Raw genomic sequence first — 13,657 nt, 5'->3', positions numbered from 1 at the left:
GAACTAGGCCGATCATACGGCCCAAATGAGGTGTAGGTAGACATGAGAAATTGGATGAAACGACTCGTGCTGTTGGCCGTAGTGGTCAGCGCCGCGGCAAGTCAAGCGTCGTCGCGACAAGATGGCTCAATCCGAGTGGACCATACGGTGAACAGCCCGACAATGTCGGTGAAGTACGCCGGGATGAAGGCAGCTCTGATTGAGATCAAGGTGAACGGTCGGAGCCGAGGCTCCAAGGTCGTCAGCCCCGACAACAATCGCGGTGAGCTTGAATTCGCCCTTGATCTAGAATCGCTGGATGATGGCGACAACGCGGTTGAAGTGACGATCTACGATCAAGACGGCAAGGTCATCGGTCTGCAAAAGACCACGATCAAGGTCGATCACCAAACCCAAGGCGTCGTTTACCTGCAAGGCCTCAAGAGCGGCATGACCGTCGAAGGCACCGTCGAGCTCAAGCTCGGCGTCAACCGCGACTTCCGCGACCTGTACGTGAGCTTCTTCATCGACGACGAATGGAAGTCGCTGAAGAACAGCCAACCCTACAACTATTTCTGGGACACGACTCGCCAAAACAACGGCTGGCACCTGGTGCAGGCCTGGGTTGTGGACGAGAGCAACAATACGTTCAAGACCAAGAAGGTTAAGGTCTACGTGAACAACCCGGGTGGCCGCACGGATCGCATCGCGAACCCCGCCACGCAGGTGACCACGCAACCGACCAAGCCGGTCAACTTCGACCCGGCCAGCGCCAACGGCATGGCGACCACCAAGGTCAACAAGCCGACCGCCAAGCCGATCATGGCCGTGACCACGATGCGCGACCTGAAGTCGAACGGCAGCACGCCGATTCTGACCGAAGCCTCGGGCATTCGCCGCGGTTCGCTGGTGCCGATGAGCACCGCCGCTGGTCAAAAGAATCTCACGCCGACCGGCAAGCGCACGGTTTCCGCTCCGGTGGCCGTGCAAACCAAGCCGACCGTCGCGACGAAGCCGGTGGTCAACACCAAGCCGATTCTTCCGAACCCGGCGCAAGCCAAGCCGGTCGTCAAGCCAGTGGTGAAGCCGGTGATCAAGCCGAGCGCTCCGGTCAAGGGCACGATGAAGATTTCGTACGGCGTGAAGCTTCCCGAAGTCGGTTCGTTCAACCTGCTGCTCGACGGCAAGCCGATCGCGTTTGGCGCGGTCAAGCCGCGAGTCGTCAATGGCGTGCCCATCACCCCGTTCCGCTTCCTCTTTGAGCAAGCCGGCGGCAAGGTCAAGTGGACGCACGCGACCAAGGAAGTCAACGCCAGCAAGCCTGGTCAAGCGGTTTACTTCCAAATTGGCAACGGCACGGCTAAGGTCAACAAGCTTCCCGTGAAGCTGGAACTCAAGCCGTTCCTCGAAGCCAGCCGAGCCTTGGTTCCGCTCAGCTTCATCACCGAAGCCCTGAAGGTGGATGTGGACTACGACCCGGCAACCGGGCACGTGCTCATCACCGCCCCCAAGAAGTAAGGCCACCCTTACCCGCTCCTCAAAAAGCCTCTGAGAATTATTCTCAGGGGCTTTAACTTTTGTGCCAAGTATGGAACAACCCAACGGGGGGAACAGAGGATAGGGGTCCGCACATGTTCCAAAACATTCTTTCAAGAGAGGCGCTCTACGATGCGCTCAGTCAATCTGAGGGCTTCGATTCGCCCGAGGTCGCCTGGGGCTTAGGCTCCGAGCAGAGTCCCGCCCGCGAGGTCGTCAAGCTTTGGGATCCCACCGTGCGTGTGCTGGTCAATGCCATTGAGGCGAAGTCGCCTTATACTCGCGGCCACAGCGAGCGCGTCATGATTCTCGCCACCATCATGGGCCGAGAACTGGGCATGGACGCCCAACAGCTGGAAACCCTGGCCCGCGGATCGCTTCTGCACGACATCGGCAAAATCGGCATCCCCGACGTGATTCTGGAAAAGCCGGGCACGCTCTCCGAAGCCGAGTACACGGTCATCAAAATGCACCCCGTCATCGGCGACGTGATGCTGGCCAACGTGCCCGAAATGGCGAGCATTCGCGATATTGTGCGGCACCACCACGAAAAGCTCGATGGTTCGGGCTACCCCGATCAGCTCGCCGGCGAAGAGGTATCACGCGAGGCCCGCATCGTGGCGGTCGCCGACATTTGCGACGCGCTCCTTAGCAATCGGTCGTATCGATCGAGCATGAATACTCAACAAGCCGCCGAGATATTGCGCTACGAAGCGGCGGTTGGCAAACTTGACCCTGAGGTTGTGGAAATTCTTGCCAATATCTTTGAAAGAGTAGGGAGATCCAAGGTCGAACCAGCCAAGGTCGCCTAGGAAAATCGGAATGAATAACCAAGACGCTTTGGAAATGCGAAAACATGCTCGCTTCGAGCTGTTTGAATACGCCATGATCTACACCCATGAAGGGGCCGATCCGATTCGATCCGTGATCATCGATATCAGCCTTGGTGGCGCTCAGGTTCGCTCACGCACCAGCGTGACTTCCGGAGCCACCGTCGTGATTGACGTCGCGCAACCGGACGCCGTTGAGCCGTTCCTGGTCAACGCCGAGATTCGGTACAGCAACGCGATTCCGAACACCGATCTCTTCGCGGTGGGCTTCCGCTTTACTCCGCAAACCGCGCAAGAGCGCGAAAAGATTGCGCGCTACGTTCACGAGTTCTTCCGCCTGCAAGGCGAGTACTTGCTCGAAGAACGCAACGCCTAACCGTACTCAGCGGCCCCAACACCGCCTGCCCCGAGCGATTTCGCTCGGGGCATTTTGCGTTAGGCCTGCGAAAGTAGAGTTCTATCTAGTTGTTCGCCTATTTTGCTGCTCAAGTTGGGAATATGAGCCTCAATGAAGCAACATCATTGTAGTCTAGCGCAAAGAGAAGGTGAGGTCATTCTGATAGTTTTCTAGTACGGACCTAGGAATCGTTCACCGTTAAAGTGTATGAGGTGTTCAGGGGTATCAGCGGCCCAAACCTCTGTCTCCCAGGCAATTTCCGACAGATACTTCTTCATTGCGTCGCGAGTCAAGAATGTTGTCACATAAACGAGGCCGATTTTGCACCCCTTAAAGAGTTCTTTGAGCTCTTCGAGTCTCTTGGGATTGATCGGACCGTGTGATGTGACGGCCTCAATCAAAACAAGCCAGTCTTGCCCAGTGTGGTGGATAATCACGTCTGGCATCTTGCCGTGGGACTCTATCTCAACTCCAAGGTGTGCAAGGGCATCCTTGTCGTAGAAGGCATTCTTATCATCAGTATCCCCCACGTAAATGGGCCTGCCGCCAGGCGTGAATATGGGGGCGAAGTCCTCTAGTATTCTTACTACGAGCTCATTCTGGCCTCCTGGAGAGAGGGTCAATGTGACGCCCTTGGGAAGCTCGATAGGGATTCGTTGCCTCTCACGAGCTTGCTGGTATTTGGTTTGGAGAGCGGGTACTGCTGTCAAATACTGCTTGGCAAGCTCTGGCCATTTCTCACTGCCGAATTGCTGCAACAGAGCGAGTGCGCTTGATTCGATCACGTAAACGGTTTTGGGGCTGTTGGTTGGCCTTGCCGGATCATCCGGGTTTTCTAGGATGAAGGCGGCCTGCACGAACTGGTGTACCGTATGGCGTCGAACCGTTTCACGAGTGTTTGGAGCATAGTCTTTGCCGTACGCAGTTTTCATGAAATCCATCATGGGGGTGATGCCTATCGGGGTGGACGCCGCCTCATCCCACGACTTGTCGGGAGTAAGGTTTACCAAAGCAAGAAGGGTCAATGCTGACCGTTCGTTGATCTGAGCCCTCGGCATTCCAAGGTCCGTCAGGATCTGGATCGCCTCATCGATCCGCCTCTTTGCGTCTTGTGGGTTTTGTTCTGTTTCGTCTGCCATGAGTTCCTCGTCGAAAATTCTGTCAATCTCAGCTTGGTCGGGCCAAGCTCCGTTCACATGGTTCCCTAATCGGCTAAGTTCTTCGCGGGTCGGATAACGAAGAGAGCGAAGGTCGGTCGCATTTACCTGCGTATGTCCATTGAACTGACGGAAATGATCGTCTACCTGAGAAGAGTTCAGGAACAGAGCCAAGCCTTTGGCAATCGTTTCGTCAAGGCCGTGTCCATTCTCGTGGAAGAAGTTGAGGTGGTTTTCAAACGCGATCCTTTCTGAATCCACTGATTCTGGGCTGACGATGGCAGCCGTTACGCGCCTCTTCTCTTCCTTTGATGAAAAACGCTTGACAAGAACATAGTGCCCCTTCTCAAGAGTCTGGGAACGGGTGTCGTCAGCCAGCACGACCGCCTGGGGTTTGCGGATGGCCTTCGGCCAAGTAACGCGCCCGTCACTTAGGTTCGCAGGATAGATCAGGGGGATGGCACCTTCTTCGGGCTCCGCCCTCAGGTGATCCTTCACGCGAAAGTCAACGACTCGCCCGGTCGAAACGCTGATTCCCAGTTCACCGAGACTGGATGTGAGTGTCGCTGCTCTGGAAGCCGTCCGGGCCTCCAGTTCGTCTGCAGCCAGGTGAAAGAAAGCCTGGCGATCTCCTGGTCGTACGACCTCGTTGAAGGGCGCAAATCTTCTTAGCACATCACCCTCCGCACATTCGCTTGATGCGATTTGGACTGCGTAGCAATTTGGTGAATCGGTTCTCACTGCGTGGGTGATAATCGTTTCTTGAAGCACCGAGTCTTCTTGGAACGCTTTATTCCTGGATCCAAATAGGTGGAATCGCTCAAGCCTCATTCGCTCAAGGAAGAAATGGCGGAATGGCTTAAAGTAAGGGCCATTGCAAAAGCTTCTGGGAGTTATCGATACGAGTTCACCGCCCTCCTTCAGTACTCGAACCGATGCGGCGAGGAACGCGGCATAAAGGTTCACGACTTCTGGCCCAAACGATGCGGCCAAGCGTCGTGCGTCCGAATTCGCGGCAATCTTTCGATAAGGGGGATTTTGAATCACAAGGTCGAAATTTGGCTTTTCCGCGCAGTCGAATAGCCCCCCTCTCAAGCGATCGGCGGTATCGGCGATGAAGTCGCAAGCGCGAACCTCGGCTTTGAAGTCAATTCCGCGTGAGGCACAGAAAGACTCACATAGGAATATCGTCCGCTTCAAAAAACTGAGGAGGTCAACGTCCACCTCATAGGCCACCACATGGATTGCTCGTGGCGGATCCGGCCTTAGCACAAGTTCTTCGACGGCTGAAGTAAAGAGAGTTCCAATACCTGAGCCAGGATCAAGAATTCTGATGCTCTCGCCCATCGGCCCGATCATCGAAGCCATGAGCCTGGCAGTCGGAAGCGGCGTTAGAAACTGTCCAAACGATGATCGCCCGTCCGGGTCAAGCTTCCCGCTGGCTTCGATTCTTGAAGCGTCCACCATGGCGAGCAGACTGATGATTGGTACTGGGACGGTTTGACTCAGGTTTCCCTCCCGTCGAGTGCGGATTCCGATTCGTCACGGTTTTGGCGAGGAATCTGCGCGCCCTGCAACAGTAAGGCAGGAATGGCAAGTAGTGTTATGGCTAAGCCAGTCTCACAAAAAAGCATTGGTTCCATTATGACTGAAACTGCACCGAAGGCTGAGCAGAAAACTTTCTGAAGTCACGCGTCTCGACCCCTATAACTGAATCATAGCTGATTTCTCAGAGTTTCTCTCCTGAACTCTTAGGGAGGCAACAGGAGTCGTTTCTTTTCGCAGACAGATACTGGCGCGATGCAAGGCCTCACCTACGCGCAGGCATTTGAAATATATTGCGTTCGCAACTAAATGGAAATGTGTACAGTCAAGTAAAGATTCGTGGCCAGATCGCGACAATCTATGCCACAATTTTCGTAGGACAAGACAATCATGGCAATTACCCTCACCGATCGCGCAGCATCTGAACTCAAGGCTCTCATGGAAGAGCAAGGCCAGCAAAATGCGGCCCTGCGAGTTTGGGTCGCCGGGGGCGGCTGTAGCGGTCTGCAGTACGGCATGGCGCTGGACGACAACACGCCCGAAGAGGGCGATCAAATTTTCGCCGAAGCCGGAGTCAAGGTCATCATTGATCCGGGCAGCCTTGGTTACATGACCGGCTCGATTGTGGACTTTGTGGACGACGAGCACGGTGGAGGCTTTAAGATCGAAAACCCCAACGCGGTTCGCGGCTGCGGTTGCGGCAACTCGTTTGCCACCGAAGACGGCCAAGCCGCCGGTTGCGGTAGCGGCGGATGCGGCTCGGGCGGCTGCGGCAGCCACTAAAAGAAAAGAGCCCGGCTTCCCCAAAGGAAGCCGGGCTTTTTTATGTCCGACGGGACTAGAACTTCAGAATGTAGGCGCCGCTCAGGGTGCTGCGATTCTTCGTGTTAGCGGCGTTCTCCTTGGTGAACACCGATTGGTTCGAGCGGTCGCCCCGCAGTTCCAAGCGGAAGTGCGAGTTCGGCGACAGCTTGTAGCCAGCGGTCAGGGTCACGCTGGTCAGGTTTTGGGCCGTGCCCGTGCGTTGACCATCGCTATCGTTGAAGCTCTCGATGCGGAGCGCGCCCGTCATCTTGTCGTTGAACTTCTTGCTCACCCAGCCGCTAACGCCGGTCCACTTGGCGCTCGGGTTGCCACCCTTGCCCAGCGCGTTGCCGTACAGACCTTCGAACGCGAGGTCGGTCGTGTCATCGAGCTTGTGGGTCAGAATCACGTCGTAGGTGTAGGTGTCGCGCTTGAGGCCATCGGCAAATGCGATGCCCGCGGTTTGACCGTTCTTGCCTTCGCCGCCGCCCATAAAGTTAGCGGTCACCGTGGTCTTGTCCGAAAGGTTCTTCTTGGCTTGCAGACCGTACGAAAGTTGGCCGTTCGAGTCTTCGACTTCGTTCCAACCGCGCACGATGGCGGCGGTCAGGTCCATGTCGTTGGCCTTGAAGCCTGCCCGCAGACCGAAGTGGTACGTCGGCACCCCGAGGTTCGAAAGGAAGCCGTGGCTGTAGTTGGCATTTTCCGAGGGCTCAAGGTTTTCGTAGCCCACCCAGGTGACGAACTTACCGAAGTCCACGTTGACGGCCTTGCCAGCGTAGCTCACGAACGCTTGTTGGAACACCTTATAGCGATCGGTTCCGCCGGGTTCAGACGCGTTGGTGAGGTCCTGCATCTTGCCGACGCCCAGGTCGACCGAGGCGCTAAACGGCGTCTTCTTCGGCGTGTAGCGAATCTTGGCCAGCGCGGTGTTGAGCGTCAGCTTGTTCTTGCGGGTGTCCAGAAAACGCAGGTTGGCATCGCCAGGACCTTCGTTAAAGTCGCGGAGGTAGTACACATCGACGGTTCCGGTCACCTTGATCGGGTTTTCGTCGGCGGCAAACACAAAGCTGGCGGCCCCTAAGAGCGAGGTGACGAGAAGTCCTCGAGTTGTCATCGATTTCATGCTTAATTATCCTTCCCGGCATAAATACCGTAACCACAATAATGGCAAATCTCAGACGGTTCTTTAGGTTTGTAGGGTGCAAAACCTCAAGTAGGTGGCTAGTGTACAATTCCATTGATGCCGTACGTCGTGACTGAAGCCTGCGTTGGAGTGAAGGACAAGTCCTGCATGACTGTCTGCCCTGTGGACTGCATTTACGAAGGCGACGACATGGTTTACATCAACCCGGACGAGTGCATTGACTGCGGTCTCTGCGAGCCGGAATGCCCGGTTTCCGCCATTTTCGTGGACACCGATGTGCCGCCGAACTGGAAGGATTACATCGAAAAGAACGGCAGCGAGTCGCGCCGAATTTCAGGCGGCTAGCTGGTTCGCAAACAGGCGCATCCACTTGGCCTGACCGATGCGGTCGGGAAAAGTCAGCCGCGCACCCGCGCGAAATTCGAACCCGTCGGGGTCCGTCGCCAGGCAGTAGCGCACGTCCGCTTGCACCTCAATCACGCCTTCGGGTGAGGTCACATAAATCTGTAGCTTGTCGCCCTTCTCCAGCTTGGCGCTGGTCAGAAAGCCGATGCCCTCAATGCTGATATCCACGGCCGAAGCCTCGCCGCGCATGTTGTCGAGGTGAATGTCGCACGGATAAAACGGCACCACCATGCGCACGGCCTCAGTCGCTGGGCTCACGCTGACGTTGCTGAGATCGAAAATCGTCCGGTTCTGGATGAGCTGACGGAAGTTACCGTCGGCCCTGAGGTCGTAACGGGCGCCGAAAATCTCGATCTTAAAGGGTTGACCGGCCTCCAATTCCGCCGCGGTGCCGAGGTCGGAAATCAGCTGCGACTTGGTGACATCCACGACCCAACCGCCGAGCACCAGCTCGCCGAACGTTGAAATCGCTTTCATCCGGGTGTTCCGGAAGATGCCTGTGCCCGCCATATGTTGCAATTATTGGTCACCGGAGGCAAAGTCTCAACGGTGACATTTGATAAAATTGGAGCAATGGAGCCAACTGGTCAGTATTCCCACTTCGAAAACCAATTCATCATGGAGTGGGGTCGCATGAGTTCGAGTTGGGGCATCAACCGCACGATGGCCCAGATTCATGCGCTGCTCCTGGTCACGGGTCGGCCGCACAGCATGGACGAGATCATCGACCGGTTGGGCATCAGTCGCGGCAATGCCAGCATGAGCCTCCGCGACCTGATGGATTGGGGCGTGGTCAACCGCTTTCGGCAACCCGGCGATCGAAAGGACACCTACCTTGCCGACAACGACATGTGGAGCATGTTCGCCAAGGTGATTCGCGAGCGCAAGCGCCGCGAGATTGACCCCACCCAGACCGCCATCCGCGAGATGCTGGCGCACCTCGGCGAAACCCCCGCCGGCGAAGAGCGCGACCTGGTCCGCTCGCGATTTGAGGGCCTGATTCAGATTTTCGAATTCATCGACATCATTTACGACAACGCGTTTCGCACCGACGAGCAACTGCAAGAAGCGATCAGCTTCATCCGCCAAAATGCCAAAGGCTGAGGTCTATTCGATTGGCTACGCCAACGACACGTTCGAGCCGTTTCTGGCGCGCGTGCTGGCGCTGCCAGAGATTTCGCACCTGGTGGATATCCGCACCAACCCCTATAGCCGGTATCAGGAGGATTTTCGCGGGGAGACCTTCGCTCACCGGGTGGATGCGACCGGGCTCAAATACATCTTCATGGGCGATCGGCTCGGCGGCAAACCGACCAACGAAACCGTGTTGACCGAGGGCGAAATGGACCCGCTCAAGCTCATGGAGTGGCCGTTTTTTCAGGCCGGAATTGAGCGCATCATCGCCGCTCAAGAATCGGGCAAGACCCTGTGCATGATGTGCGGTTGCGGAAACCCGATCCACTGTCATCGCGGCTCGGTGCTGAGCGAAGTCTTGCTAGAGCGCGGCGTGGATGTGTTGCACGCGATGGTGAGCGGCGACCTGGTGCCGCATTCAATCGCGCGCCGCGACCTGCCGCCGCGCCAAATGAACCTGTTTACGTAACATGCCACGCATCGTCATCGCCCTGGGAAGCAACCTCAACCATCCTGCCCAGCAGGTGCGTCGGGCGGCGGCGGCGTTGCGGCAACCCTTCCCTTCGCTGTGCCTGTCGCCGCTGGTTTCGAGCGCGCCGATGTACGTCGCTGACCAGCCGGCGTTCGTGAATGCGGTGGCCATCGCCGAAACCGACCTCGCCCCGCAAGAGGTGTTTGGCGTGCTGAAAACCGCCGAGCACTACCTGGGTCGCACCGAGACCTTCCGCAACGGGCCACGCCAAATTGACCTCGATTTGATCCTGTATGGCTGCCTGCGCTATCGCACCGAGTTTAGCGATGGGAGCGATCTCATCGTGCCGCATCCGCGCGTCGCGGAGCGTCTCTTTGTTATGCAACCATGGTTAAGCTTGGATCCGGCGGCGAACCTGCCCGGCGGAATCAGCGTCCTTGCATTGCATGACGCGTTGGGCGAACCGCCCCTGGCGGAGGTGGACCATGCAGGAATTTGAGTACGAGGGCAAAGATCAGCGCAGTCAGCGCCAGTTCGGCACTCAACTCGCGGTGAGCGCCAACGAGGCGATTCAGATTCTGCGCAAGCGCGGCATCAACGTCAACAGTATTCGCGTCGCCGGATCGCACGGCACTCCGCTACCGCGCCACCAGGCCGCGCCGCCAACGCCGGTCACCTTAGACCCGAGCCCCCTGGTGGTCCAGCCAACCAGTTGGCTCCCACGCACGCCGTGGTCCTCGAAGCGGCATTACTTTCTGTTCAACATGCTCGCGGTGAGCGCGAAGGCCGGCGTGAACATGCACCAGAGCCTGCAGACCGCAAGCAACACCACCGCGTTCAAACCGTGGGAAACCTCCATGGTTCGACGATGGGCGGAGGATACGGAGCAGGGCATGGCGCTGCATGAGACCATGGCCAAGGCCGTGCCGCCGATCAGCCGGGCGACGGTGGGAATGGTTCGCGTGGGCGAGGTGAGCGGCTCGGTTCCCGATGCCATGGCGGGGATCGCCGAGCATCACCACAACAACATCCGCTACGACCGGACGTTCTGGATTTTTCGGTTCTTTCTCTACTACGGTTCGCTCAGTATTCCCTTGGCGATTGTCTTGATGAAGGGGTTTACCGATGCGTACGCCGCTTACGAAAAAGCGGGCGAGGGCAACGTTGCGGCCATGATTTCCGGTGCCATAGTCAAGAACTTAGCTTGGCCGTTCGGCCCCATTATCCTCGCTTGGTGGCTACTCCTCTTCCTTGGTGCCCGGTTGCTGATGCGGCCCCAGTTTGAGAAGTTTCGCCACTGGTTTGGCTACTATCACCCGTACATGCGGGGGCGCGCGCAGCAAGAAGGGATCACGGCTTTCACCTGGGCCCTTGGCCGATTAAGCCGAGCCGGAATTGCGCCATTTAGTGCATGGAATCTGGCCGCCGAAGCCGTCCCCAATGCAATCGTCCGCGAGAAATTGCTCGATATGAGCCGAGCGAGTGGAGAGCGAACCAAGCTTTCTGATCTAGTCCGTTCCTCCGGACTGTTCGAACCTGAGTACGTCAGCGTGATTGAGAACGCCGAGTACACGGGCACCTTGCCCGATTCGCTCGAGTACCTTCGACAAGTGACGAACGATGAGCTTGGTCGTAGAACCATGCAGAGCAAAGGAATCTGGGCGGTAAGCACCATATTGTTTGGCACAATCATTTCGCTCCTCATCGTGGTCGTCATGGCCTACTACTGGTACCGTGTTTTTTACGGTCAAGTCCTTGCGGGGCTGGACGCCACGATCATTCTGCCGAGAATCTAACGTTGTCGCATGCCAATTTTTGAGTATCAAGCCACCGACGCCGCCGGAGCCCTGCAACGGGGCACCCAAGTTGGCGCATCCATGGATGCCGCCGCGAAAGAACTCGCCGGGCGCGGACTGCAGGTGACGAGCCTGAGCCTGACGGGGCAAGACCTCGATCTGACGCCGCGCCCACCGCAGCCCGAAGCCAGCAGTCACGTGATGGACGAGTACGTCACTCACGAAAACACGCCCCGCGCCGAGACCGAGCGCCTGATGGAGCGCCGCTCCTACTGGGCGACCGACGTGGTTGGCACCACCGTCGGCAAGGTCGCGCTCCCGGCCATCGCATTCTTCTTCCGCCAATTCGCGGTGATGATCAACGCCGGGGTGAGCCCCACGCAGGCGCTCAACACGCTCGCCGGGCAAACGCAAAGCCCCAAACTCGGCCGGATTCTGCGCGAGTTGAGCCAACACGCGCTCGAAGGACGCCCCATGAGCTTTGGCATGCAGCGCTACCCGGAGGTCTTTTCACCGCTCGTGCTCAGTTTGGTGCGGGTGGGCGAACGCTCGGGCACGATGGTCGAGGCGTGCAACCTCGTCGCCACGTACACCGAGCGCGAGATCGCGATCCGCAACCTCGTGCGGCGGGTGACCATCTATCCCAAGATCGTCATTGCGCTCAGCATCGTGATTCTTTCGGCGGCGAGCGCGATCATCAGTTCGCTCGGCAAAAAGAGCCAGCTCAGCGCGCCGCTCATGACCATGAGCACGTGGATTTGGTTGGGCCCGCTCCTCATTGGGCTGTTCTTGTTCTACCGAGTTGGTCTGGCGAACGCGCGGATTCGATACAACTACGAAGGTTTCCTGCTTGCCATCCCGTACATCGGAGGCACCGTGAAGCAGTTTGCGATGGCCAAGTTTGGCCGCGCGCTGGGCACTCTCTACGCGGCCGGCGTGCCGATTCACGAGGCGTTCCGTCTGAGCGCCGACGCGTGCGGCAACGAATATTTGCGCAGCCGGATGATGCCCGCGATTCGCGGAATTGAGGGCGGCGCGACGCTCCACAGCACGATGCTCGCTACCAATGCATTCAATCCGATCGTCTTGGATATGGTGGCCACCGGCGAACAAACCGGCAGCCTCAACCAAATGCTGGAGAAGGTCGCGGAGTACTACGAGGGCGAATCCGAAACGCGTTCGGTTAAGATGGGCTATATCCTTGGCGCGGTTGCCCTTCTTGGGGTGGGCGTGTACATAGGCTACATTTATATTCAAAACATGATGTCAATCGTTGGCGGCGGCTTGCAATCGGCCCTGAAGGAGACGGGTAACTGAACCACTATCAGGCACTCGGGCTTCAGGCGGGCGCGACCGAAGATGAGATTCGGTCGGCCTATCGCGCCATGGCCAAGCGACATCACCCGGACGTGGACAAAACGCCCGGCGCGACCGACCGCTTTGTGCGTATTCAAACCGCGTACGAGGTGCTGAGCGACACGACGCAGCGCTTGGCTTACGACCGCACGATTCCGATTCCGGCGGCCAAACCCGCCGCCCCGACCACCGATCGCGTACGCACGGCAAGCTACGGCGGTCGCACGGTCGAGGACCCCAACCAAGCGCCGCGGGTGGACGCCGGACGCTGGATCAACGACATCAAGCGGCTGCAGGAATACATGCGCCATGGGCGACTGCCCGAAGCCGAGCGCCTGGCCAAGTCGCTGATCGACGCCGAGCCGCGCCTGCCCGAGCCCAACGCGATCATGGGCGACATCATGCTCGCCCGCGGTAACCGTCCGCGCGCGGCCGAGTTTTACAGCTACGCCAGCCAAAACGACCCCGGCAATCGCGAGTACATGGACAAGTACGAGATGGCGCTCGCGGCGGTCAAAACGGTAGACGTGAGCACCGGTCGCCAGGGCGAAAAGGTCACCCGCACGGTGTACGTGGAGCAGGTGTTTGCGCCCGGTCCCATCGCCGTCGCCATCGGCTGCATCGCCGCCGCCGCGGCCTACGTTTGCCTGAGTTCGCACCCGGCTATGTTGCCCAAATTGCCGCTCATCAGCACCTGGAGCGCGGGCCTATTGGGCATGCTCGCCGTGATGGGCTTTGCGCTCGGCGCGGGACTCTCGATGTCGAAACTGGTGGATCAGTTTGCGCTGCACGCGGGCAGTGGCGCGGCCAAGTTTGCGCCGGGCGCGATTCTCGGGTTCATAGCACTCCTCAACTTTTGGGTCGCCGCGCTCATTTACAGCGTGGGCGGCTCCATCAACAAGGCGTTCCATCAATCCACGACGCGGTTTATTGTCGGCGTGGGCTTGTGTACGCTCCTTGCGACGGGCGCGGCATCGGTCACCAAGGATATTGATCCGCTGCAAACTTTTCTTTGGGGCGGAAACATCATCTACCTGGCCGGCCTCGGCGGATGGCTCATCGCCGATACGTTCCGGCAGGGCTAACCCCAGTACAATAA

At 58.2% G+C, this 13,657-nt stretch carries 14 protein-coding genes; 11 read left to right on the top strand and 3 right to left on the bottom strand.

The genetic code is table 11. The features are described 5' to 3' along the window. Positions 1 to 54: 54 nt before the first annotated feature. From JNJ45_10315 to JNJ45_10305, 3 genes are all read left to right on the top strand, one after another. Positions 55 to 1,497: a hypothetical protein gene (locus JNJ45_10315; protein MBL8049061.1), complete on the top strand. Its 1,443-nt coding sequence runs from the start codon at positions 55 to 57 to the stop codon at positions 1,495 to 1,497. Between the two features lie 113 nt (positions 1,498 to 1,610). Then, positions 1,611 to 2,327: an HD-GYP domain-containing protein gene (locus tag JNJ45_10310; protein MBL8049060.1), complete on the top strand. Its 717-nt coding sequence runs from the start codon at positions 1,611 to 1,613 to the stop codon at positions 2,325 to 2,327. Positions 2,328 to 2,361: 34 nt separating this feature from the next. Further along, positions 2,362 to 2,721, top strand: coding sequence for a PilZ domain-containing protein (locus JNJ45_10305; GenBank protein MBL8049059.1), 360 nt, complete (start codon positions 2,362 to 2,364; stop codon positions 2,719 to 2,721). 191 nt (positions 2,722 to 2,912) lie between these two features. Here JNJ45_10305 and JNJ45_10300 read toward each other — a convergent pair whose 3' ends face one another. Next, positions 2,913 to 5,366 carry an Eco57I restriction-modification methylase domain-containing protein gene (locus JNJ45_10300; protein MBL8049058.1) on the bottom strand — a complete coding sequence of 818 codons (2,454 nt, stop codon included), beginning with the start codon at positions 5,364 to 5,366 and terminating at the stop codon, positions 2,913 to 2,915. Between the two features lie 468 nt (positions 5,367 to 5,834). Between JNJ45_10300 and JNJ45_10295 the strand changes: the two genes are divergently transcribed. Continuing rightward, the gene (locus JNJ45_10295) at positions 5,835 to 6,227 is read left to right on the top strand and encodes an iron-sulfur cluster assembly accessory protein (protein ID MBL8049057.1); all 393 of its coding nucleotides are present in this window, start codon (positions 5,835 to 5,837) and stop codon (positions 6,225 to 6,227) included. 55 nt (positions 6,228 to 6,282) lie between these two features. Here the strand turns inward: JNJ45_10295 and JNJ45_10290 are convergent, their stop codons facing one another. Beyond that, positions 6,283 to 7,365 carry a porin gene (locus tag JNJ45_10290; GenBank protein MBL8049056.1) on the bottom strand — a complete coding sequence of 361 codons (1,083 nt, stop codon included), beginning with the start codon at positions 7,363 to 7,365 and terminating at the stop codon, positions 6,283 to 6,285. A 126-nt stretch (positions 7,366 to 7,491) separates the two neighbouring features. Here JNJ45_10290 and JNJ45_10285 point away from each other — a divergent pair, with 126 nt between their 5' ends. After that, positions 7,492 to 7,740 carry a 4Fe-4S binding protein gene (locus tag JNJ45_10285; GenBank protein ID MBL8049055.1) on the top strand — a complete coding sequence of 83 codons (249 nt, stop codon included), beginning with the start codon at positions 7,492 to 7,494 and terminating at the stop codon, positions 7,738 to 7,740. Here JNJ45_10285 and JNJ45_10280 read toward each other — a convergent pair. Continuing rightward, a complete protein-coding gene (locus JNJ45_10280) occupies positions 7,729 to 8,277 on the bottom strand; it encodes a PilZ domain-containing protein (GenBank protein MBL8049054.1) in 549 nt (182 codons plus the stop codon). The genes JNJ45_10285 and JNJ45_10280 overlap by 12 nt on opposite strands. 96 nt (positions 8,278 to 8,373) lie before the next feature. Here JNJ45_10280 and JNJ45_10275 point away from each other — a divergent pair, with 96 nt between their 5' ends. From JNJ45_10275 to JNJ45_10250, 6 genes are read left to right on the top strand one after another with little or no spacing between them, the layout of a single operon-like run. Further along, positions 8,374 to 8,904 (top strand): MarR family transcriptional regulator, encoded by a 531-nt coding sequence (locus JNJ45_10275; GenBank protein ID MBL8049053.1) that lies wholly within the window; start codon positions 8,374 to 8,376, stop codon positions 8,902 to 8,904. After that, on the top strand, positions 8,891 to 9,403 hold the full coding sequence (locus JNJ45_10270; protein ID MBL8049052.1) for a DUF488 domain-containing protein: 513 nt from the start codon (positions 8,891 to 8,893) through the stop codon (positions 9,401 to 9,403). Before JNJ45_10275 ends, JNJ45_10270 begins: the two co-directional genes overlap by 14 nt. A 1-nt stretch (position 9,404) precedes the next feature. Next, positions 9,405 to 9,905, top strand: a complete 501-nt coding sequence (gene folK, locus JNJ45_10265) for a 2-amino-4-hydroxy-6-hydroxymethyldihydropteridine diphosphokinase (protein MBL8049051.1) — start codon at positions 9,405 to 9,407, stop codon at positions 9,903 to 9,905. Next, entirely contained in the window at positions 9,892 to 11,202 is a 1,311-nt protein-coding gene (locus JNJ45_10260; GenBank protein ID MBL8049050.1) for a type II secretion system F family protein, read from the top strand. The genes folK and JNJ45_10260 overlap by 14 nt, the downstream gene beginning before the upstream one ends. A gap of 9 nt (positions 11,203 to 11,211) precedes the next feature. Beyond that, on the top strand, positions 11,212 to 12,519 hold the full coding sequence (locus JNJ45_10255) for a type II secretion system F family protein (GenBank protein MBL8049049.1): 1,308 nt from the start codon (positions 11,212 to 11,214) through the stop codon (positions 12,517 to 12,519). After that, on the top strand, positions 12,516 to 13,643 hold the full coding sequence (locus JNJ45_10250) for a DnaJ domain-containing protein (protein MBL8049048.1): 1,128 nt from the start codon (positions 12,516 to 12,518) through the stop codon (positions 13,641 to 13,643). Before JNJ45_10255 ends, JNJ45_10250 begins: the two co-directional genes overlap by 4 nt. The last annotated feature ends 14 nt before the right edge of the window (positions 13,644 to 13,657 follow it).

This window comes from Chthonomonas sp. (assembly GCA_016788425.1).
GTDB lineage: Bacteria > Armatimonadota > Fimbriimonadia > Fimbriimonadales > Fimbriimonadaceae > JAEURQ01.
The sequence above is the reverse complement of the archived record's forward strand: the minus strand, read 5'-3'. Positions and strand labels throughout refer to the sequence as shown.